The 22,258-nt window shown below is 73.7% G+C and carries 16 protein-coding genes; 11 read left to right on the top strand and 5 right to left on the bottom strand.

Features of this window, described 5'->3' with window-relative positions; all coding sequences use genetic code 11:
- Window positions 1-490: 490 nt before the first annotated feature.
- A complete protein-coding gene (locus tag ABFY07_RS31860; protein WP_346177823.1) occupies window positions 491-3,337 on the top strand; it encodes a SpoIIE family protein phosphatase in 2,847 nt (948 codons plus the stop codon).
- 72 nt (window positions 3,338-3,409) lie between these two features.
- Here the strand turns inward: ABFY07_RS31860 and ABFY07_RS31855 are convergent, their stop codons facing one another.
- Both ABFY07_RS31855 and ABFY07_RS31850 read right to left on the bottom strand, forming a co-directional pair.
- Window positions 3,410-4,858, bottom strand: a complete 1,449-nt coding sequence (locus ABFY07_RS31855) for an FG-GAP-like repeat-containing protein (RefSeq protein WP_346177822.1) — start codon at window positions 4,856-4,858, stop codon at window positions 3,410-3,412.
- Window positions 4,859-5,012: 154 nt separating this feature from the next.
- Window positions 5,013-6,557: a PH domain-containing protein gene (locus ABFY07_RS31850; protein WP_346177821.1), complete on the bottom strand. Its 1,545-nt coding sequence runs from the start codon at window positions 6,555-6,557 to the stop codon at window positions 5,013-5,015.
- A gap of 192 nt (window positions 6,558-6,749) precedes the next feature.
- Here ABFY07_RS31850 and ABFY07_RS31845 point away from each other — a divergent pair, with 192 nt between their 5' ends.
- Window positions 6,750-8,423, top strand: a complete 1,674-nt coding sequence (locus tag ABFY07_RS31845) for a PucR family transcriptional regulator (protein WP_428837045.1) — start codon at window positions 6,750-6,752, stop codon at window positions 8,421-8,423.
- Between the two features lie 61 nt (window positions 8,424-8,484).
- Here the strand turns inward: ABFY07_RS31845 and ABFY07_RS31840 are convergent, their stop codons facing one another.
- Window positions 8,485-9,438: a 2-hydroxyacid dehydrogenase gene (locus tag ABFY07_RS31840; RefSeq protein WP_346177820.1), complete on the bottom strand. Its 954-nt coding sequence runs from the start codon at window positions 9,436-9,438 to the stop codon at window positions 8,485-8,487.
- Between the two features lie 296 nt (window positions 9,439-9,734).
- Here ABFY07_RS31840 and ABFY07_RS31835 point away from each other — a divergent pair, with 296 nt between their 5' ends.
- Genes ABFY07_RS31835 through ABFY07_RS31810 form a run of 6 tightly spaced genes read left to right on the top strand, consistent with a single transcriptional unit; the run spans window position 9,735 to window position 16,084 of the window.
- Window positions 9,735-11,330 (top strand): ABC transporter substrate-binding protein, encoded by a 1,596-nt coding sequence (locus tag ABFY07_RS31835; RefSeq protein ID WP_346177819.1) that lies wholly within the window; start codon window positions 9,735-9,737, stop codon window positions 11,328-11,330.
- Between the two features lies 1 nt (window position 11,331).
- The gene (locus ABFY07_RS31830) at window positions 11,332-12,261 is read left to right on the top strand and encodes an ABC transporter permease (RefSeq protein ID WP_346177818.1); all 930 of its coding nucleotides are present in this window, start codon (window positions 11,332-11,334) and stop codon (window positions 12,259-12,261) included.
- A gap of 14 nt (window positions 12,262-12,275) precedes the next feature.
- Window positions 12,276-13,271, top strand: a complete 996-nt coding sequence (locus ABFY07_RS31825; protein ID WP_346177817.1) for an ABC transporter permease — start codon at window positions 12,276-12,278, stop codon at window positions 13,269-13,271.
- Window positions 13,268-14,281: an ABC transporter ATP-binding protein gene (locus ABFY07_RS31820; RefSeq protein WP_346177816.1), complete on the top strand. Its 1,014-nt coding sequence runs from the start codon at window positions 13,268-13,270 to the stop codon at window positions 14,279-14,281. The genes ABFY07_RS31825 and ABFY07_RS31820 overlap by 4 nt, the downstream gene beginning before the upstream one ends.
- Entirely contained in the window at window positions 14,274-15,371 is a 1,098-nt protein-coding gene (locus ABFY07_RS31815; protein ID WP_346177815.1) for an ABC transporter ATP-binding protein, read from the top strand. The genes ABFY07_RS31820 and ABFY07_RS31815 overlap by 8 nt, the downstream gene beginning before the upstream one ends.
- Complete coding sequence (locus ABFY07_RS31810) at window positions 15,368-16,084, top strand: sulfite exporter TauE/SafE family protein (RefSeq protein ID WP_346177814.1); 717 nt, start codon at window positions 15,368-15,370, stop codon at window positions 16,082-16,084. Before ABFY07_RS31815 ends, ABFY07_RS31810 begins: the two co-directional genes overlap by 4 nt.
- Before the next feature lie 144 nt (window positions 16,085-16,228).
- On the opposite strand, the gene ABFY07_RS31805 is transcribed toward ABFY07_RS31810, so the two are convergent.
- Together ABFY07_RS31805 and ppk2 are read right to left on the bottom strand one after the other, a co-directional pair.
- A complete protein-coding gene (locus ABFY07_RS31805; RefSeq protein ID WP_346177813.1) occupies window positions 16,229-16,447 on the bottom strand; it encodes a hypothetical protein in 219 nt (72 codons plus the stop codon).
- A 280-nt stretch (window positions 16,448-16,727) separates the two neighbouring features.
- Window positions 16,728-17,570, bottom strand: coding sequence for a polyphosphate kinase 2 (gene ppk2, locus ABFY07_RS31800; RefSeq protein ID WP_346177812.1), 843 nt, complete (start codon window positions 17,568-17,570; stop codon window positions 16,728-16,730).
- A gap of 172 nt (window positions 17,571-17,742) precedes the next feature.
- On the opposite strand from ppk2, the gene ABFY07_RS31795 reads away from it, so the two are divergent.
- Genes ABFY07_RS31795 through ABFY07_RS31785 form a run of 3 tightly spaced genes read left to right on the top strand, consistent with a single transcriptional unit; the run spans window position 17,743 to window position 22,101 of the window.
- Window positions 17,743-20,187: a glycoside hydrolase family 65 protein gene (locus ABFY07_RS31795; RefSeq protein ID WP_346177824.1), complete on the top strand. Its 2,445-nt coding sequence runs from the start codon at window positions 17,743-17,745 to the stop codon at window positions 20,185-20,187.
- 40 nt (window positions 20,188-20,227) lie between these two features.
- The gene (locus ABFY07_RS31790; RefSeq protein WP_346177811.1) at window positions 20,228-20,662 is read left to right on the top strand and encodes an archease; all 435 of its coding nucleotides are present in this window, start codon (window positions 20,228-20,230) and stop codon (window positions 20,660-20,662) included.
- The gene (locus ABFY07_RS31785) at window positions 20,659-22,101 is read left to right on the top strand and encodes an RtcB family protein (protein ID WP_346177810.1); all 1,443 of its coding nucleotides are present in this window, start codon (window positions 20,659-20,661) and stop codon (window positions 22,099-22,101) included. Before ABFY07_RS31790 ends, ABFY07_RS31785 begins: the two co-directional genes overlap by 4 nt.
- Window positions 22,102-22,258 lie beyond the last annotated feature (157 nt).

The raw sequence follows: 22,258 nt of genomic DNA, 5'->3' as shown, positions 1-22,258 counted from the left end.
GCGCTCGCGCTGCTGCTGACCTTGTGCCAGCCGTCCGCCGCCTCCTCGAACTGGGCGGGGTCGAGCGCCTTCAACTGTGCGAAGGTAACCACGGCGCGGATCACCAGCTCCCCGACGGGCCACCCGGGAAGGGTATCGGCTTGGTTTTTATGGTCTTCATGGCAGGACAAGGAAGGTAACAGAACGGAACAACGAAAGGGAGTGTTCCGTGAGTTACCCGGCGGCGGCGTGGGCCTCGAAGCCGCGCCGCTGACCATCCCATGGACGAGCCGCCGTCGCCCCGCGCCCCGGCAGGGGGACCGGCACCGGCGCCCCCTCGTCGGCAACCGGGCCGAGCCCGTCCGCGCTGAACGACCGGCTCATCGGCCTGCTCGACGGGATCCGGCCGCCCCAGGAACGGCCCGGCGCCGCGCTGCGCGAACGCCCAGCTCAGGGGCCTGATCACGGCCGACCCTGTCACCCACGACGAAAGGAATGTATAAATGCGGACATGAGCAGACATGCCGCGACGGCTCGGAGCCGTTACCGGCCGCGGCCCCTGCCCGGAGCCTCCATACCGTCGCGCGGACGGAGGGGGCCGCTGCGGAGTGTGCGAAGCGTCGCCGGTCAGGTGTTCGTCCTGCAGCTTCTCTTGATCTTGGTGCTGGTCGCCGCGGGGGTGGCGATCCTGGCGCTCCAGGCCCGGAGCCAGAGCATCACGGACGCCCGGCGGCGATCCCTGGCGGTGGCCGAGACGTTCGCCCGGTCCCCCGGCGTGTCCGAGGCCATGACCACCCACGATCCGACCGCGCTGCTCCAGTCCCCCACCGAGGCGGCGCGGAAGGGCTCCGGTGTCGACAGCGTCGTGGTGTTCAACACCCACGGGATCCGTCTCACCCATCCCGACACGGGGCTGATCGGCAAGCGGATCATCGGGCCCGCCTGGGTGGTCCGCAGGGAGCTGGCCGGAGAGACGATCACCCGGATCTTCCGGGCGAGCCAGGGCCCCTCCGTGGTTTCCGCCGTCCCCATCGCCAAGCCCGACGGCAGCCTGGCCGGCGGGGTGTCGGTCGGGGTCAAGATCGAGAGCGTGAACGGCGTGGTGAACGGTCGGCTGCCGGCGCTGCTCGGTGCCGCCACCGGAGCGCTGGCCCTGTCCGCGGGCGGGACGGCGCTGGTGAGCGGGCGGCTGCGGCGGCAGACCCGCGGCCTGGGGCCCGCGGAGATGACGCGGATGTACGAGCACCACGACGCGGTGTTGCACTCGGTCCGCGAAGGAGTGCTGGTGCTGGCGGCGGACGGGCGGCTGCTGCTGGCCAACCAGGAGGCCCGGGAACTGCTGGGACTCGCTCCGGACGCCGAGGGGCGCCACATCGGCGAACTCGGCATCGAGCCGCGCCTGGCGGAGCTGCTGGCGTCGGGGCGCCCCGCCACGGACGAGGTGTACCCGTCCGGAAACCGGCTCCTGGCGGTCAACGTCCGGTCCACGGACCGTGCGGGCGGCCCCGCCGGGAGCGCGGCGACGCTGCGGGACACCACCGAGCTGCGGCTGCTGTCCGGCCGGGCGGAGGCGGCCCGCGAGCGCCTCGAGCTGCTGTACGACGCCGGTGTGCGCATCGGCTCCACGCTGGAGCTGACCGGCACCACCGAAAAGCTCGTGGAGGTGGCCGTCCCCCGGTTCGCCGACGTGGTCACCGTCGAGCTGCTGGATCCGGTGCTGCGGGGCGAGGAGCCCGCGCCGCCGTACGAGGTGCTGCACCGCACGGCGGCCGGCGGGGACACCACCGGACACCTCCTCTTCCGCCCCGGCGAGCGGGCCGTCTACCCGCCCTCCGCGCCGCAGCACCAGGCCCTGCGGACCGGCCGCGCCGTCCTTCGGGCCGATCCCGGGGAGGCCGTCGGGTACGGCGACGACGGCCGGCGGCCGCTCGACCACGGAATCCATTCGCTGATCACGGTTCCGCTGCGGTTCCGCGGGGTCACCCTGGGGCTGGCCAACTTCTGGCGGACCCGGGACAGCGTGCCGTTCGAGGAAGAGGACCTGGCCATCGCCGCGGAGCTGACCGCCCGGACCGCCGTCTGCGTGGACAACGCCCGTCGCTACGCCCGCGAACACGCCATGGTCAGCACCCTGCGGCGCAGCCTGCTTCCGTGCACTCTGCCCGATCAGGAGGCCGTGGAGGTGGCCTCCCGCTATCTGCCCGCGCCCGGCGGGGCGAGCGGTGGCTGGTTCGACGTCATCCCCCTCCCCGGCAACCGGGTCGCGCTGGCGGTCGGGCAGGTGGCCGGGCAGGGCCTGCACGCGGCGGCCACGATGGGCCGGCTGCGCACGGCGGTGCAGAACTTCTCGGCCCTGGACCTGCCCCCCGACGAGGTCCTCTCCCTCCTGGACGAGCTGGTCACCCGCCTCGACCTGGAACACGACGCGGGCGCCGACGCGGACACGGACACAGGCACAGAGGCAGACGCAGGCACAGACGGCGACGGCGTCCGGATCGCCGGAGCCACGTGCCTGTACGGGATCTACGACGCGGTGTGCGGCCGTTTCACCGTGGCCCGGGCCGGCCACCCCGGCCCCGTGCTGGTGGGCCCGGACGGCGCCGTGGACACCCCGGCGGTGCCGGTCTCCCGGCCCCTGGGGCGGGGCGGGGAGCCCTTCGAGGCGGTCGAGCTCTCACCGCCCGCGGGCAGCCGCCTGGTGCTGTACACCGACGGGCTTCTGGAGGACGACGACCGCGCCCTGGGCAAGGGCCTGGAGCGGCTGTGCCGCACCCTGGCCGACCGCCCGGACCTCGACCCGGACGAGACCTGCCAGGGCCTGTTCGCCACCGTGCTCCCGGCCCGCCCGAGCGAGGACGTCGCGCTGCTGGTGGCCCGCACGCGGGTGCTCGACCCAAAGGACGTGGCCGAGTGGGACGTGCCGTTCGACGTGGCCGAGGTGGCCACCATCCGCGCCGAGTGCACCCGGCGCATCCGGGCGTGGGGCCTGGAGGAGGACGCCGACACCGCCGAGCTGATCATCAGCGAACTGATCACCAACGCGCTGCGCTACGGCGCCCCTCCGGTGCACCTGCGGCTGATGCGCGGCCGGAGCCTGGTCTGCGAGGTCTCCGACGGCAGCAGCACCTCCCCCCACCTGCGTCGGGCCCGGGCCACCGACGAGGGCGGCCGCGGGCTGTTCCTGGTCTCCCAGCTCGCCCGGCACTGGGGCACCCGCTACACCGCTGACGGCAAGGTCATCTGGGCCGAGCAGGCGGTTTCGGCCGGTCAACCGGAAAACGCGTCCGGTACGGGGTCCTGGGAACGCCCGGTCTTCTCCGGGTCCGGCGGTGAGCACCCTGTCGGCCCCCGGCCGTAGCGACAGGGCAGGAGGGGCCCGGACCCCCGCGCCGGGCCCCTCCTGCCGCCGGTCCTGCCGCTGGGCGGTTCCCTACCGCGCCACGCCGTCCCCGAAGCGCGCCTCCTTCTCCGGCGCGCCCAGCGCGCGCGGGCCGAAGGACTGGACGGCGCCGGTCGTCAGGCCCGACCTGGAGCCGCGCAGCACCCACACGGCGCCCGAGTCCGCGTGGGCGCCGTCCTCGTAGGGGGTGGCCACGGTCAGGTCGGCGCGGTGGTCGGCGTTGACATCGGAGAGGAGCACGCTCCGGCCGAAGTAGTCGCCCTCCTCGGAGCTGCCGGGCACACCCGGGGTCGACTGGTGGAAGGCCTGCGCGCCCTTGCCGGTGAGGCCCGCCGCGCCGCCCTTGAGCAGGACGACGGCGCCCGCCTCGTGGACCGAGCCGATGTCCTCGCCGGGCACGCCCACGGCGATGTCGGGGTAGCCGTCGCCGGTGACGTCGCCGGCGGCAAGGGAGTAGCCGAACAGATCGCCGGGGTGCTGGTCGTGGTCGCCTTCCTCGCTCACTCCGGGGACGCCCGGCGTGTCCTGAGTGATCTTCGTGGTGCGGGTGGAGGGGCCGGACGCCGAGCCGTAGACGACGCGGACGGCGCCGGCGACCCAGTCGCCGTCCTCCGACATCTGGTTGCCCTGCTGGGCGACCAGGTCGCCGTAGCCGTCCTTGTTCACGTCGGCGACGACCCCGCCGGTCGTGTAGTGGCCGGTGGTCTTGGAGGTGGTGCTCACGCCGTCCTTCCCACCGGCCCAGAAGCGGGACTTGCCCTGCACATCGTCGAAGCTGTGGCTGGTGACGAGGTCGTCGGCGCCGTCGCCCGTCATGTCGCCCACCGCGACGGCCTTGGGGTGGTCGCCGTCCTTGAAGGGCAGGACCTGGGTGGAGGAAGGGATTCCGGCGCGGGAGAAGGGGCCGTAGCGCACGTCGAGGCCCTGGTCGCCGGCGGTCACGAGGTCGGCGTGGCCGTCGCCGTTGAGGTCGCCCGCCGCCGGCGAGTCGGCGGGCCCGGGGAGCGCGGTGCCGGTCCGCAGGCCCTTCGCGGAGCCCCAGAGCACCGCCGGGGCGGTGAAGTCGCCCACGACGAGGTCGGTGTAGCCGTCGCCGTCCAGGTCGCGGGCGGCCGTGGTGCGGCCGAAGGCGCCGTACGGCTCGACATCCCCCGGGACGCCCTCGGTGGCCCGCGTGATCAGACGCGGGTGCGCGGTGTCGACGCCGGCCGCGGAGCCGTACAGCACCGAGACATAGCCCGCCTCCGCGGCGCCCGACACCGTGCCGCCGGGGGCGGAGACGGCGAGGTCCGCGTAGCCGTCACCGTTGAAGTCGACGACGGGCTCGGCCTTCGCGGCGGCGGCCGCGGAGGTGGCGAGCGGGCCGGACACCGCCAGGGTGGCGGTCAGCAGCGCGGCCACGGCGGCGATCGGGGCGCCGTCCACGCCCTTGGGGCGGGGGGTGGGGGCATCGGCCCGGTGGCGGAGGGGACGGTGCATCGATGTCTTCTCCCGTACGTCGGTTCGCCCGGCGGCCACGGCACGTCTGTGCACCGGCGGTTGGGCCTGGGTACGCCATTCGTTCACCTTGACCATCGAGCCCGGGAAAGGGTTGTGGTGCGGTGGGGCGGGACCGGATTTCGGGCCGTCCGGGTCAGCGCGCGCGGAACTCGCGGAGGACGCGGGTCAGATCGGCCGGGTCGGCCGCGAGGCGCACCGGCCGCCCCGCGTCGTCGAGTTCGGCTATGTGCCAGCTCCTGGGGACGGTGTCGCCATCGCTGCCCCGGGCCCGCCGCACGTCCTTGACGGTGAGCCGCTCGACCGGGATCCGCCTGGCGGCGAACCGGCCCGGGCCGGGGTGGGGGATCACCGCGGGCGGGCCGTCTCCGAGGACGATGTGGGTGCCGAAGCCGTGCGGGTTGTAGTCGGTGTCCTCCAGGAAGCGGGCGGACACGAACACCTCCTGGCCTTCCCCGTCGGCCCCGCCGGCCGTTTCCGCCGCCCCGGGCGCCGCGTCCGTACCCTCGGGCATACGGATCCGGGTGGCGCGCCAGGCCCAGGCCAGCAGGCCCAGGGTGGTCAGCGAGCCCGCGGCCGCCCAGGTGGCCGTCCGGGGGGAGCCGAGCAGGGACGTGGGGTGCAGATAGCACAGCGGCAGCAGCCACAGGGCGGTGCCGACGAGCGCGCCCACGAACGGAAGGGCCGAGGGCAGCACGTCGTCATCGGGCAGTCGGCGGGCCCGCAGCCGCAGCACCACCAGCGCCCCGGGGTAGCCCGCGGCGAGGGCGAGCACGGCGGCCACCACGGCCAGCTCCCCGGGGCCGCTGACGTGCTCGCGCCACACGAAGCGCTCGCCGGCGACCTGGCGCACCTCGCCGCGCCAGACGGTCAGTTCGACCCGGTCGCCGGGCCGGAATTCCTGGGCGGCCTCCTGGTTGACGGCGAGCCGCTCCAGCGGCCGGCCGTCGGTGAAGTACAGCCTGCCGCCCCGCTTGGGCCCCCTGTCCTCGGTCCGCGCGATCACGGCCGGCAGGGTGGTCAGGCACTCGCGGCGCTCCGCGGCGGCCGTCCCGGCCGCGCACGGGCGGGCCGACTTCCACGCCTGTTGGTCGGAGGCGGCGCCGGGCACGAACCACGCGGCCACCCCCGCGCCCGCGAGCAGCAGCGCGCACACGCTCAGCGCCCCGGCCCGGCCGGCCCCGGCGGTGCGGTACGAGACCACCGGCAGGTGGCTGGACTCGGGGTCCCCGTAACGGCGGTGCAGCGCGCGGAGCGCGTCCAGCGTGGCGTCGAATTCCGGGTCCTCGGACGACCAGCTCCGCGGCAGGGGCAGCAGCCGCTTGTGGCCGTCGCGCAGCACCAGGACGACGCGACGGGTGTTCTGGACCCGGGAGTTGTTCGAATGTCTCAGGCTTACGCGCAGGTCGGCGACGTCAGGCCAGGACACGCTCCGGCGGCGCCACCACGTCCGCCAGTGGATGCCCCGCGCGTCGGCGTCGGTCCGGACCGTGGCCTGGTGCAGCGCCGCGACGCCACCCAGGGCGAGCAGCAGGCCGATGCCCAGCCACACGTCCACGAGCCGTCCCCGGTACGCCAGGCGCGCCCCGGCCAGGGTCGCCCCGGCCACCCCGAGTCCGGCGAAGAACCACAGGGTGCGCTTCCGGAGGGGACGACAGGTCACTTCCCGGGCATTGGTCATGCACCGAATCCTGCCACCGGCCGGGCCGCTTTGGCCCGGTGGTGTCCCGGGAGAAGTCCGGGCCCGCGCGCAGGCGTTGAAGCCGCGGCCCGGGGCCGGGAGCGGCCGGCCCGGCCCTCGGCGGCGCTCGCCGGCCGCTCTTGCGCAGGTCAGGAACGCTTGTCACAGTGACCGGACACGTCAGGAGGCTCCGTGAGCGAGAACCACCGAACGGATCGGCTGCCGCACGCGAACGACGGGGAAACGCGGGCGGTCGGCCGTCCGCTCACCGTGGCCGACGTCCTGGCGCTGCCCGTCGTGGCCGCCGGACAGCCGCGGGTGGTCACCGGCGAGGACCGCCTCGACCGGCCGGTCCGCTGGGTGCACATCACCGAGCTGACGGACCCCGCCTCGTTCCTCAAGGGCGGCGAGCTGGTGCTGACCACCGGCGTGCCGCTGCCGGAGGAACCCGCCGGGGTGCGCCGGTACGTGGCCGAGCTCGCCGATGTCGGGGCGGCCGCGCTGGTGATCGAGCTCGTCCGGCGGTACCACCGCCCGCCCGAGGCGCTCATCCGCGCCTGCCGGTCCCGGGGGCTGCCGCTCGTCACCCTGTCCCGGGACGTCAACTTCCTGGAGGTCACCCAGGTCGTCCATACGCTGATCCTCGGCGAGCAGATGGAGGCGATGCGCCGCACCCAGCGGATCCACGAGACCTGCACCGCCCTGACGCTGCGGGGGGCCGCTCCGGAGGACGTGGTGCGCGCCGCGGCGGAGATGAGCGGCCACACGGTGGTGCTGGAGAACCTGGTGCACCAGGCGATGATCTGCGAACCCGCCGACCGGGGTGTGGAGATCGCCCTCGCCGACTGGGAACGGCGCTCCCGGGCCACCCCCTCCGGTGAGCACACCGGCGTGGCGGGGCCGGAGGGCTGGCTCGTGACACCCGTGGAGTACCAGGGCGAGCGGTGGGGACGCGTGGTGATGCTGCCCGGCCCTCCCCCGGCCCCGGGCGGAAGGACACCGGACCACATGCCGGCGTTCGGCTCCGAGGACGTGACCGTCCTGGAGCGGGTGGCGATGGCCCTGACCATCGCCCGTCTCATCCACCCGACGCACTGGGAGCGCAGGGCGCACCGCGGCGCGCTCAGGGACATCGCCGAGCAGCGCCACCGGTCCCCCGACGCGGCCCGGGCCCGCGCCGCCGCGCTCGGTCTGCCCACCGAGGACAGCCGGTTTCTCGCCCTCCTGGTGGACACCCGCGCCCGGGAGGAGACGGAGGAGCTGGAGGGCCGGATGGTCCACGAGCTGCGGATGGCGGCCGTACCGGCCCTCGTGGGCGAGCTGGCCCCGGGGCGCCTCGGCGCGCTGCTCTCCCTGCGCCCCTCGCAGCCCTGGCGGCCCCCGGTCGAGCGGCTGAGCCGCACCGCGCTCACCCTGGACGAGCGTGCGGTCGTGAGCGTCGGCGCCGAGGTCACCGATCTGCGCCACATCTCCCGCTCCTTCCGCGAGGCGACCCGCGTGGCGGAGGCGGCTCTGCCCGGGTCCCCGGGCAAGTCCTTCCACGAGCTGTCCGACATCGGCCTGCGGCAGTTGCTGCACGCGCTGCGCGAGGACGTACGGGTCCAGAGCTATGTGGAGCGGCAGCTCGGCCCGCTGATGGAGCACGACACCCGGCACGGCACGGACCTGCTGCCGACCCTCCGCCACTACCTGGACGCCGCGGGCAACAAGACGACCGCGGCCCGCCGCGGCGACCTGTCGCGGCAGACGCTCTACCAGCGTCTGCACACCATCGAGCGGCTGCTCGGCTGCGATCTGGAGTCCGGCGAGCGACGGGCCGAACTGCACGTGGCGCTCATGGCCCTCGACGTGGCGCGGCTGGGCTGACGGGCGGTGGCGGCGCGCCCCGGCCCTGCGTGCCGGCCCGCGGCCCGGCCGGCCCCCGGGGTCAGCGTCCCGCCGGTACCGGTGTGACGAGCGTGCCCTCGGTCATGAACCGGTGCAGGTTGCGGAAGGCGAGTTCGCCCATGGCCTCGCGTGTCTCGTGCGTGGCGCTGGCGATGTGCGGGAGCAGGACGACCGTGTCCAGGTCGAGCAGCGCCTCGGGGACATGGGGTTCGTCCGCGAAGACGTCCAGCGCCGCGCCCGCTATCCGGCCGTCGACCAGGGCCTTCACCAGAGCCGGCTCGTCGATGACGCTGCCGCGTGAGACGTTGACCAGGTAGCCGGCGGGGCCGAGCGCGTCGAGCACCTCCGCCGAAACGAGGCCCTGCGTGGTGCCGCCCGCGGAGACCGCCACGACCAGCACGTCGCATTCCGCGGCGAGCGCGGCGGGCGATGCCACCCGGCGGTAGGACACGTCCTCGGCGGGCGTGCGCGAGCAGTAGAGGAGTTCCGTGCCGAAGCCCTCCAGCCGGCGGGCGATGGCGCGGCCGATCCTGCCGAGCCCGAGGATGCCGACGCGTTTCCCGCTCACCTTGGCGGAGAGGCGGAAGGCCGCCCCCTCCTGCCACGCGCCGCGGCGGACGAAGCGGTCGGCGGCCGACAGCCGGCGCATCACATCGATCAGGGCGCCGACGGCGAGGTCGGCCACGCAGTCGGTGAGCACATCGGGGGTGTTGCTGACGTCGATGCCGCGGGCGCGGGCCCGGGTGACGTCCGTGGTCTCGTAGCCGACCCCGAAGTGCACGATCGCGCGGAGCGCGGGCAGGGCGTCCATCAGGTCGTTCGACACGCCGATCCGGGCGCTGGTCACGGCGGCCACCACCTCGCCGCCGTGCTCCCGCAGATAGGCGTCGGGGTCGGGCAGTTCGGCGAGACGTACGGTGTGATGGTGCGCGGCCAGCGCGGTCTCCAGGGAGGACAGCAGCGGACAGACCTGGAGCACGGTTGAGCTGGGCATGGGAGCCACTCCCGTTCTTGTGGAATGGCCGGGAGCGTAGGGCCGATTCCCATGCGTGTCCAAGGCCGAAAGGGTATCGCCCGATACCTTCTCCGTATCGAAGCGAGGCCGGGAAGGCCACCGCCACCGGCTCGCGCTCCGGCAACCGGCCCTTTCGTCAGATCTCTTGACGCCCTCGCACCTCACCCTTAGCTTCGGCGTTTACAAATGCGGACCGGGTACGCATGTATGGACGGCCATGTCGACAGTCGCGTCTCCGGCAGCACCACTTCAGCCCTTTCGGAGATACGCCGACGATGAAGTCCTCCGTACGCTCCATCCCGCGCCCGGGAACGAGCCGGGGTCATGCGGTCCTCACCTTTCTCACCTCCGGCATCATGCTGCTGACCAGCGCCTGCGCCGTGGCGAACAGTGACACCGCCGGTGACACCGGCAGCGCGGACGGCAGCACCCTGCGGGTGGTTCTCACCCAGGAACCGCCGACCCTGGAGCCCTGCGAGTCATCGACGACCGCGACCGGTGTCGTCGTCCGCTCCAACATCACCGAACCGCTGGTTGAACGAGACCCCACCTCGGGGAAACTGGAGCCGCTGCTGGCGACCGGCTGGCGCCAGACGAAGCCCAGGACATGGACCTTCGACATCCGCTCCGGCGTGACCTTCCAGAACGGGCAGCCGTTCACCGCGAAGGACGCGGCCTTCTCCATCGACCGCGCGGTGAACTCCGACCTCGCCTGCAACGTGGACGGCTATGTCTTCGGCGACGAGAAGCTCGACGTACGCGCCGTCTCCGCCACCCGGCTGACCGTCACCACCAAGAAGCCCGACCCCATCATCCCACTGCGGATCAGCTTCATCGAGATCGTGCCGCGCACCACCGACACCAAGGCCAAGGTGCGCATACCGATCGGCACCGGCCCCTACGCCGTCAGGAGATGGCAGACCGGTGTCTCGATCTCCCTCGCCCGCAACGACACGTACTGGGGCAAGGCCCCCGCCTACCCGCGCGCCACCTATGTGTGGCGCAGCGACGCCAGCGTCCGCGCCGCCATGATCAACAAGGGTGAGGCCGACATCGCCACCTCGCTGGACCCCATGGACGCCACCGAGGACAACTCCGTCGCCTACCCCAACAACGAGACCACCGCCCTGCGGCTGGACGGCCGTGAGGCGCCGCTCGACGACATCCGGGTGCGCCGGGCGATCGGCATGGCCATCGACCGCAAGGGCATCATCGACGCCCTTCTCGGCGGGCTGGCCAAGCCCGCCGCGCAACTCGTCCCGCCCGGTGTGGTGGGCCACAACGACGACCTGGTGCCCCCCTCGTACAACGTGGCCGCGGCCCGCGAGCTGGTCCGGCAGGCGGCCGCCGACGGCGTCCCCGTCAACCGGCGGATCACCCTCGTCGCGCGCAACGGTCAGTTCGCCGGCATCGCCGAGACGGCCGAGGCCCTGCAGTACGAGATGGCACGGATCGGGCTGAACGTAAGGATTCGCATGGCGGACACGGCCACCAGTCTCCAGTACCAGCTGCGCCCGCTGCCCCGCGGCGTCGGGCCGATCGCCATGCTGGTCATGCACGGCAACCAGGCCGGCGACGCGGCCTTCACCACCAGTCAGTACCTGCTGAGCGAGGGCCCCCAGTCCACCTTCGGCACCCGCGAGCTGGACCGGCGCGTCGCCGCGGCCGGCGAGCTGTCCGGGAAGGCCCGCCAGAAGGCCTTCGCCGAACTGCTCGGCTACCAGAACAGGACCGTCGCGCAGTACGCCTACCTCGCCCATATGCGGGGACTGCTCGGCCTGTCCCCGTCGGTGCGGTACCGGCCGAACTCCGCCACCGGAGACGAGATGCGGCTGGCCGAGGTCAGCCCCGTGAAGGCGGGACAGCACTGACATGACGACCTTCCTGCGCAAGCGCATCATCTCCAGCGCCATCCCCCTGGTGTTCGTGGTACTGGGGGTGTTCTGCCTGGCACGCCTGACCGGCAACCCGGTCGACCTCTACCTGCCGCTGAGCGCCACCCCCGAGCAGCGCGCGGAGTTCTCCGCCGCCCACGGCTTCGACGACTCCGTTCCGGTGCAGCTGTGGCACTACCTCACCCAGGCCGCGCAACTGGACTTCGGCACCTCGCTGCGCACCGGGCAGTCGGCCACGACGATGGTGCTCGACGCGTTTCCCGTCACCCTCCAGCTCGCCGGCATGACGATGCTCCTGGCGATCCTCGGCGCCCTGCTGGTGGGCAGCCTGGCCGCCTACCGGCCCAACTCGCTCATCGACCGGATCGCCGGTCTGCTGTCGATGACCGCGGCCAGCATCCCCGACTTCTGGTTCGCCATCATGGGGGTGCTCGTCTTCGGGGTGGGCCTGGACCTGCTGCCCACCTCGGGCACCCTGGGCGGGCCCGAGATCTGGGTGCTGCCCGTCGCCACCCTGCTGATCCGGCCCTTCGGCGTGCTCGTCCAGGTGGTCCGCGGCAGCATGGTCGGCGCGCTGTCCGCGCCGTACGTCAAGGTGGCCCGCAGCAAGGGGGCCGGCGCCGGGCGGGTGGTGTTCGGGCACGCCCTGCGCAACTCCGTCACCCCCGTGCTGACCGTGGCCGGGGACCTCACGGTCGGCCTGGTCAACGGCGCGGTGATCGTGGAGACGATCTTCGGGTGGCCCGGGATCGGCAAGCTCATGATCGACTCGATTCTGCAGCGCGACTTCGCCGTGCTGCAGGCCGCGGTCCTGATCACCGCGGTGACGATCTTCGCGCTGAACATCCTCGTCGACGTCTGCCAGGCGCTGATCGACCCCCGAGTGCGCCAGGCGGTGCCGGCATGAGCGAAGGAGTCACGATGACCGACCCCACCCCCCGCCCCGACACCGGCATCGGCACGGGCACCGGCACCGGCACCGGCACCGAGAACGGCTCCCCGGGCACCCGGCCGCCCCGCTGGTGGCGGCTGCTCGGCAGGGACCGGGGCGCGGCCGTCGCCGCCGTCGTCCTCGCGCTGGTGTTCCTCGTCGCCCTGTTCGGCCGGCTGTTCATCGGCGACCGGGCCATCCGGCAGGACCTCGGCGCCTCGCTGCGCCCGCCCTCCCTCGACCACGGCTTCTACGGGCTGCTCGGCACGGACGTGCTGGGCCGCAGCGTGCTGGCCCGGCTGGTCGAGGCCGCCGGGACGACGCTGTACGTCGCGGTGCCCGCGGTGCTGTGCTCGCTGGTGATCGGCTCCGCGCTGGGCATGTGGGCCGGCTACCACGGCGGGTGGCGGGAGAACGTCGCCATGCGCGTCGCCGACGTCATCCTCAGCTTTCCCTCCCTGCTGATCGCGGTGGTCGTGCTGTACGTGTTCGCGCCCAGCGCGCTGAACATCGTGCTGATCCTCGCCATCGCCCGCATCCCCGTCTATCTGCGCACCGCCCGCGCGGAGTCGGCCGAGCTCAGAAGCCGGCTGTTCGTGGACGCGGCCCGGACCTTCGGCACCCCGAGCCGGAACATCATCTACCGGCACATCCTGCCGATCGCGCTGCCCACCCTGCTCACCGTGGCCACGCTCGACTTCTGCTTCGTCATGCTGACCGAGTCCTCGCTGAGTTTCCTCGGCATCGGGATCCAGCCCCCGGACGTGAGCTGGGGCCTGATGGTGGCCCAGGGCCGCCAGTACCTGCAGACCGCCTGGTGGATCGCCGTACTGCCGGGGATCGCCATCGTGCTCACCACCGTGTCGGCCACGGTGCTCGCCGCCTGGGTGCGCCTGGCCACGGACCCCGGCCAGCGCTGGCGTCTGACGCTGCCCAAGAAGCGACGCGGCGCTCGAGCCGCCGTTCCCCCGGAGATGATCGCGTGAAGCCGTCAACCCTGCCCGCGCCCGCCGCGGACCGTCCCGTCGCGCTCGAGGTCGAGGGGCTCAGCGTCGATCTGCGCACCCCCTCCGGCACGGTCCGTGCCGTGGACGGTGTCGGTTTCAGCGTGCGCAAGGGGCGCACCCTGGCCCTGCTGGGCGAGTCCGGCTGCGGCAAGTCGATGACCGCGCTGTCGATCGTCGGGCTGCTCGACCCGGTGGCCGAGGTGACGGGCGGATCCGTACGGGTCTCCGGCACCGATGTCCTGCGGCTGGACGGAGCGGGCCGCAGAAAGCTCGCCGGCCCCGTGCTGTCGATCGTCTTCCAGGACGCGCTGACCGCGCTCAACCCCGTGCAGCCGGTCGGCAGGCAACTCGCCGAGCCGTTCCGCATCCACCGCGGGATGTCCCGGCGCGACGCCGCGGAGAAGGCGGTCGAGCTGATGACCCGCGTCGGCATCCCCGAGCCGCGGCTGCGGGCCCGCTCGTACCCGCACCAGTTCTCCGGGGGGATGCGCCAGCGTCTGCTGATCGCGATGGCCGTCGCCCTCGACCCCGATGTGCTGATCGCCGACGAGCCCACGACCGCGCTCGACGTCACCGTGCAGGCCCAGATCATGCGGCTGCTGCGGGAGTTGCAGACCGAGCGGGACATGGCGCTCGTCCTGATCACCCACGACCTGGCGGTGGTCGCCCAGCGCGCCGACGACGTGGTGGTGATGTACGCCGGCAACGTGGTCGAGACCGGCCCGGTGGACGAGGTCTTCTCCCGCCCCCGCCACCCCTACACCAAGGGGCTGCTCGACTCCGTCCCCGAACACGCCGTCCGGGGCCGCCCGCTGCCCGCCGTACCCGGGAGCCCTCCCGAGCTGAGCGCGGTGCCCTCCGGCTGCGTCTTCCAGGCCAGGTGCCCGCTGGCCAGGGAGCGCTGCGCCCAGGAACGTCCTCGTCCGGTGTCCGTCAGCGCCTCCCGCTCGGCCGCCTGCCACTTCTCCGAGGAGCTCGACCATGTCTGACACCGCCCTCACCGAGACCACCGCCCCCGACCCACGGGGCCCCGGGGCGGCCGGCTCCCCGCCGCTGCTCGAAGTCAGGGGCGTCACCAAGGCGTTCGGCCACGGGCGCCGGCGGCTGACCGCGCTGGACGGGGTCGACGTACGGCTGATGCGCGGCCAGACCCTCGGCCTGGTGGGCGAGTCCGGCTGCGGCAAATCGACCCTGGCCCGGGTGGTGCTCGGTCTCGAGCGGCCGGACTCGGGCAGGGTCCGCTTCGACGGCACCGATCCGTTCGCCCTCAAGGGCAAGGAGCTGCTGGCCTGGCGGCGCCGGGTACAGATGGTGTTCCAGGACCCGTTCGCCTCGCTCAACGCCCGGATGTCCGCGGCCGACCTCATCAGTGAGCCGTGGCGCACCCACCGCGACATCGTGCCCACGGCGAAGGACCGGGAGCGGCGGGTGCGTGAGCTGCTGTCCCTGGTGGGGCTGCGGGAGAGCGACGCCCACCGCTATCCGGGCGAGTTCTCCGGCGGACAGCGGCAGCGCATCGGCATCGCCCGCGCCCTGGCGCTCGACCCCGACCTCATCGTGTGCGACGAGCCGGTGTCCGCGCTGGACCTGTCGGTGCAGGCCCAGGTGCTCAACGTGCTCTCCGAACTGCGCGAGAGGCTCGGCGTCTCGTACGTCTTCATCTCCCACGACCTGTCCGTGGTCAGGCACGTCTCCGACCGGGTGACGGTGATGTACCTCGGCAAGGTCATCGAACACGGCCGCACCGAGGACGTCTTCGACCGGCCGCTGCACCCGTACACCGCCGCCCTCATGTCGGCCGCGCCCACGCTGGACGTGTCCGGGCGGGCGCTCGAGGAGGAGATCCCGCTGCGCGGGGAGATCCCCTCCCCGTACGCCATCCCCTCGGGCTGCCGGTTCCGTACCCGCTGCTGGAAGAGCGAGGCCCGGTGCGCCGAGACCGCTCCCTCCGCCGTCACCCGCGAGGGCGCGGCCGACACCGGGGCGGACACCGCGGCCGACACCGGGGCGGACACCGGGGACCGGCGGCACGCGGCCCTGTGCCACTTCCCGCTGGTCGCCGGGCCGAGGGGAGCATGAGCCCGCCGGAGTTCGCCCTGCTGTTCACCACCGTGGCGGTGGGGGCGCTGTTCCAGGTCTCCATCGGCTTCGGACTCGGCCTGCTCGCCGCCCCGGTGATCGCGGCGCTGGATCCCTCGCTCACCCCGGTGGTGGTCCTGCTCCTGGCCACCGGGGTCACGGCCGCGGTCCTGGCGCTCGACCGCGGACACGCGGACCTGCGGGGAGCGGGGTGGGCGCTGGTCGGCCGGGTGCCGGGCGCGCTGGGCGGCGCGGCGCTGGTCGCCGTGCTGCCCGCCCGGTACCTCGCCTTCCTCGTCGCCGGGGTCGTCCTGGCCGGAGTGGCGGTGAGCCTGCGCGGCTTCGTGCCGAGGCCCGGGCGCAGGTCCGTGCTGCTGGCCGGCCTGGTGTCGGGGGTGATGGGCACGGCCACCTCCATCGGAGGGCCGCCGATGGCCATGGTCTGGCAGCGCCTGAGCGGGCCGGCGCTGCGCTCCACGATGAGCGGGTTCTTCCTGGCCGGGTCCCTGATGAGCCTGGCCGCCCTGGCGGCGACCGGCTCCGTGCACCCGGACAGCCTGCGGTACACCGCCCTGCTGGCGCCGGCGGCGGCGATCGGAGTGCTGCTCGCCCGCCCGCTGTCGAGCAGACTGGACACGCGGCGCACCAGGGCCGTCGCCATGGTGCTTGCGGTGGCGAGCGCCACCGTGCTGGTGGTCCAGCAGTTCCTCTGAGCCGGTCGCCGAGCCGTCCGCCATGTGCCGTCCGTCGGGGGCCTCTCGGTGGGGCCCTTTCAATGGGGCCCTTTCGGCGGCCGTCAGCGCGAGGCCGCCTGCCTGGGAGGAGCGGGCCCACGAGTCCTCGGCGTTCTGGGGCGTTCACAGCTTCTCGGCGGCCATCCGGCCCTCGGTCAGGGTTCCGGTCTTGTCGGTGGCGAGCACGGCGACCGGCCCCAGGGTCTCCACGGCGGGCAGCCGGCGGACGATGGCCCGCCGGTCCGCCATCCGCCGCGCCCCCGGCGCGAGCGCGAGGGTGATCACGGCGGGCGGGGACTCGGGTACGGCGGCGACGGCGAGGCTGATCGCGGCCACGACCATCACATCAGCTCCACCGGCTGTCCCCGCACCAGCCCCAGGGCGAGCACCAGCGCGCACAGGGCGACGGTGGCGGCCGCCGGCACCCGGCCGAACCGGGCCAGTCGGCGCTGCAGCGGGGTCGGGCCGGGGGGTCCCCATCAGCACGGCGATCCGTCCGAGCGCGCTGTGCGCGCCGGTGCCGGTGATCCGGACGCGGCCGCGGCCCCGGACGACCACGGTGCCGGCCGGCGCGCCGCCTCCTCACGCGACAGTCCTGCCGCCGCCACGGTGGGCGGGGCGGTCATGCTTCCGGGTCCGCGGCCGGATCCCCGTCCCGCGCCAGGAGCGAGGCCGCGTGGTCGGGCACGTAGGTCTGCAGGAGCCTGGGCGGCCGCTGGTATCCGGTGGGCGCGGGGCGGGGCGGCAGGGTCAGGTCCGGCAGCGGGATGTCGCCGTAGGGCACGGTGGACAGCAGATGGGCGATCATGTTGATGCGGGCCGCGCGCTTCTCGTCGGCCTCGACGACGTACCAGGGGGCCTCGGGGATGTCGGTGCGCGCGAACATCTCGTCCTTGGCCCGGGAGTACGCCTCCCAGCGCGTGATGGACTCCAGGTCCATCGCCGAGATCTTCCAGCGCCGGGTGGGATCGCTCAGCCGTTTGCGGAACCGCTTCTCCTGCACCGCGTCGCTGACCGAGAACCAGTACTTGCGCAGCAGGATCCCGTCCTCGACCAGCAGCCGCTCGAACACCGGGCACTGGCGCAGGAAGCGCTGGTACTCCTCCTCGGTGCAGAAGCCCATGACGCGTTCGACGCCGGCGCGGTTGTACCAACTGCGGTCGAACAGCACGATCTCCCCCGCGGCGGGGAGCTGCGCGGCGTGGCGCTGGAAGTACCACTGGGTGCGTTCCCGCTCGGTCGGCACCGGAAGGGCGACGATCCGCGCCACGCGCGGGTTCAGACGTTCGGTGACCCGCTTGATCGCGCCACCCTTGCCGGCCGCGTCGCGCCCCTCGAAGACCACCACCAGCCGCTGCCTCTCGGCCCGCACCCACTCCTGGAGCTTGACGAGTTCGATCTGCAGACGGCGCAGCTCCTTCTCGTACCGGGCCCGGGGCAGTCGGCCGGAGCCGCGCTCGCCCATGGGACCAGTGTCGCATCGGCCGGGCCGTTCCGCCGCCCCTCGTGCGCGTCCCGGGCTGACACCGCGCGGGGGTCGGGGCAGGGTGGAAGCACACAGCGCACCGGGAAGGGCGGTGGTCGTGGTGGAGCTGCCCGCGGCGGGCCCGGGGCGGGGATGACGCATGGGTTCGGCGATGCCCGGATGGACCTGGGAGTACACGGGCTACGACCCGGCCGAGGAGCGGCTGAGGGAGTCCCTGTGCGCCCTGGGCAACGGCTACTTCGCGACCCGGGGCGCCTTCCCGGAGTGCGCGGCGGATCCCGTGCACGGCCCCGGCACCTATGTCGCCGGGTGTTACAACCGGCTGGAGTCGCGGGTGGCGGGCCGGCGGGTGGAGAACGAGGACCTGGTCAACCTGCCCAACTGGCTGTCGCTGCGCTTCCGGAGCAGGGGCGAGGACTCCGGTGGTGAGGCCCCGGCGCCGTGGCTCTCGCCGGACACCGCCCCGCCGCTCGACCACCGGCTCACCCTGGACCTGCGCGCGGGCGTCCTGGAACGCGCCACGCGGTACGTGGACCACGCCGGCCGGCACCTGTCCGTGCGGCAGCTGCGCCTCGTCCACATGGGCGACCCGCATGTGGCGGCGCTGCGGACCGAGTTCACGGCCGAGGACTGGGCGGGGAGGCTGGAGGTGGAGTCGGCGCTGGACGGGATGGTCGCCAACACCGGCGTCGCCCGGTACCGGCAGCTGGCCGGCCGGCACCTCACCCATGTGCACACCGGCACCGCGCCCAGCGGTGACGCGGTCTGGCTGCGCTGCCGCACCAGCACCTCCGACATCCGCGTCGGCATGGCCGCCCGCACCACCACCGACGGCGACACCGCCATCGCCGACGCCCATGGGCCGGGGCGCGCCTGTCTCCTGCTGCGGCCGCTCATGGAGCCGGGCCGGACGGTGACCGTGGACAAGTGCGTCGCCCTGCACACCTCGCGCGACCCGGCGATCAGCGATCCGCTGCACGCCGCCGTGGACCGGGTGGGCCGTGCGCCGGGCTTCGCGGCGCTGGCCGACACCCACCGCGGGGCGTGGGAGCAGCTGTGGCGCGCGTGCGAGCTGGACGTGCCCGGCCAGGCCGGGCGGATCCTGCGGCTGCACCTGTTCCACCTGCTGCAGACGCTCTCCCCGCATACCGCGGACCTGGACGTGGGGGTGCCCGCGCGCGGGCTGCACGGCGAGGCGTACCGGGGGCATGTGTTCTGGGACGAGCTGTTCGTGCTGCCGTATCTGAACCTGCACTTCCCCGAGGTGTCCCGGGCACTGCTCGACTACCGCCACCGGCGGCTGGAACGAGCGTGTTTCGCGGCCCGCGACGCCGGCCGGGCGGGCGCGATGTACCCGTGGCAGAGCGGCAGCGACGGCCGTGAGGAGACCCAGCGGCTGCACCTCAACCCGCGCTCGGGACGCTGGCTGCCCGACCACTCCCGGCTCCAGCACCACGTCGGCTCGGCGATCGCGTACAACGTGTGGCAGTACGGCGAGGCCACCGGCGACGCGGAGTTCATGCACACCAAGGGCGCCGAGATGCTGCTCGAGATCGCCCGGTTCTGGGCCGACGCGGCCACCTGGGACAGCGCCCGCGGACGGTATCGGATCCTCGGCGTGGTAGGTCCCGACGAGTACCACGACGCCTACCCCGGGGCCTCCCGCCCCGGCATCGACGACAACGCGTACACCAACGTCAGCGCCGCGTGGGTGCTGGCCCGCGCCCTCGACCTGCTGCGCTCCCTGCCCGAGCCGCGCCGCCGGGACCTGTACGAACGCACCGCGCTGGACGGCGGGGAGCTCGACGTGTGGGAGGAGGTGTCCCGGGGCCTCCTGGTGCCCTGGCACCGCGGGGTGGTCAGCCAGTTCGACGGGTACGGCGAGCTGGCGGAGCTCGACTGGGACCGCTACCGGGAGCGTTACGGCGACATCCGGCGCCTGGACCGGATCCTGGAGGCCGAGGGCGACACGGTCAACCGCTACCAGGTGTCCAAGCAGGCCGACGTGCTGATGCTCGGCTACCTGTTCGCGCCGGCCGAGCTCCACGGCCTCTTCCGGCGGCTCGGCCACGAGCTGGACGACACCGCCTGGCGGCGCACCGTCGACTACTACCTGCGCCGCACCAGCCACGGCTCCACCCTCAGCAGCCTCGTCCACGCCTGGGTGCTGCCCCGGGTGCGGCGGGCGGACGCCTGGCGGTTCTGCCAGGAGGTCCTCACCGGCGACATCGCCGATGTGCAGGGCGGCACCACCGGGGAGGGCATCCACCTCGGCGCCATGGCCGGCACCCTCGACCTCGTCCAGCGCGGCCTGACCGGCCTGGAGTGCCGGGGCGGGGTGCTGCGGCTGGATCCCGTGCCGCTGCCGGAGCTGTCCCGGTTCGGGCTGTCGGTCCGCTACCGGGGCCACTGGGGGGTGCGCCTGCGGTTGGGCGGCGGCCGGTTGCGGATCACGGTGCCGGTCTCCGACCGGGAACCGATCGAGGTGGCGTCGGCCGGCCGCACGGTGTCCGTGGCCCCGGGCGAGACCCGCCTGCTGGCCCTGCCGGGCGGGGGTCGCGGCCGACAGCGCGAGGCCGCACCCGACACGCCATGATGGGAGTGGGGGCCACCCACGCGTCAGAGAGGTGAGCCGGATGCCGCCGCAGGACGCCACGCGGCGCGGGGGTTACCGCGGTGTTCCGCACACCGCGGACCTCCGGGTGGAGGCGTGGGCCCCCACCCGCGAGGAGTGCCTGGCGCAGGCGGTCCGGGGCGTGCTGGCGTCGTGCCTCGACCTGGCGGGCGCGGCAGGTGTCCGCAGGCGGGAGGTCGTGCTGCGGGCGGACACGGACGAGGACCTGTTGGCGGATCTCCTGGACGAGGTCATCTACTGGCTCGACACCGCGGACGAGATCCCGGTCGAGGTGGAGCTGACCACCGTCCCGGGCGGGCTGCGGGCCGGACTGCACATGGCGGACACCCGGTCGCTCCCCGCGACGGGGGCCGCGCTGAAGGCGGTCACCCTCCATGATCTGCGTTTCGGCCCCGGCCCCGACGGGTGGCGGTGCGCGGTGACACTCGACGTGTGACGAGGACGGCCGGCATGGACATCACGGTGACGGAGGAGAGCCCGTTCCGCTTCCGCATCGACCCGCGGGGCCGGATGAGCGTGCCCGGCGTCGTCTTCGCCAGCCGGCAACTGCTGCCGCAGGCGGTCGGGGACCGGGCACTGGAGCAGGTGGTGAACGTGGCGACACTGCCCGGCGTCGTCCGCGCCTCCTTCGCCATGCCCGATGTGCACTGGGGTTACGGCTTCCCGATCGGCGGGGTCGCCGCCACGGACATCGACACCGGCGGGGTGATCTCGCCCGGCGGGGTGGGGTTCGACATCTCCTGTGGCGTCCGGCTGCTGGCCGCCGACCTCGAGCGGGCGGAGCTGGCTCCGCGCCTGCGGCGACTGATGGACATCCTCGGCGACACCATTCCGCGCGGCGCGGGGCGCGGCGGCCTGTGGCGGCTGTCCGGGCGCGCGGAGATGGAGGAACTCCTCGCCCACGGCGCCGGGTACGCCGTCGAGCGCGGCCATGGCACACCCCGCGACCTGGCCCGCTGCGAGGACCACGGGAGCCTGGCCGGGGCCGATCCGTCCCAGGTCGGGCAGCGGGCCGTGGACCGGGGGCTGGAGCAGGTGGGCAGCCTGGGCTCGGGCAACCACTTCCTGGAGGTCCAGGCCGTGGACCGGGTGTACGACCCCGGGGCGGCCGCCGCCTTCGGTCTGCGCCCCGGCCAGGTGTGCGTGATGATCCACTGCGGTTCACGCGGCCTGGGCCACCAGGTGTGCGCCGACCACGTACGGGTCATGGACCGCTCACCGTACACCGGCGCCTTCGGCCTCCCGGACCGCCAGCTGGCCTGCGCCCCCGTCGCTTCGCCGCCCGGCCGGGCCTACCTCGGCGCGATGGCGGCCGCGGCCAACTACGGGCGCGCCAACCGGCAACTGCTCACCGAGGCCGCGCGCCGGGCGTTCGCCTCGGCCACCCGGGCCGGCCTCGACCTGGTGTACGACGTGTCCCACAACATGGCCAAGCTCGAGACCCACAAGGTGGAGGGCGTGCCGCGCCGGCTGTGCGTCCACCGCAAGGGCGCCACCCTGGCCCTCCCGCCCGGCTGCCCCGACCTGCCGGAGGACCTCGCCGAGGCCGGGCAGCCCGTCCTGGTGCCCGGCACCATGGGCACCGCCTCGTACGTGATGGTCGGCACCCCCGGGAACGACGCCTTCGCGTCCGCCTGCCACGGCGCGGGCCGGGTGTGGAGCCGCCACCAGGCGCTGCGCCAGGTCCGTGGCCAACAGCTGCGCGAGGAGCTGGAGTCCCGGGGCATCGCCGTCCGGCCGTCGTCGTGGCGCGGGCTCGCCGAGGAGACCCCCGCCGCCTACAAGGACGTCGACGCGGTGGTCGCCGCCACCGAAGGCGCCGGGCTCGCCAGGGCGGTGGCCCGGCTGGTCCCCCTCGGCGTGGTCAAGGGATGACCCCAGATGGCCCAGACGATCCGGACGGCATGCCTTGCGGGCCAGACGGCCCAGACGGCATGCCTTGCGGGCCCGTGTCCGAGGCCCTGCCCCATGGCACGCCTCACGGGCCCCGAACGCACTACAGCGCCGAGGGCTGCCCGCTTCTCGTGGGCCC

This window comes from Streptomyces sparsogenes subsp. cuspidosporus, from assembly GCF_039532705.1.
GTDB classification, from domain to species: Bacteria; Actinomycetota; Actinomycetes; order Streptomycetales; family Streptomycetaceae; genus Streptomyces; species Streptomyces sparsogenes.
This window is presented reverse-complemented; position numbering and strand designations above follow the sequence as displayed.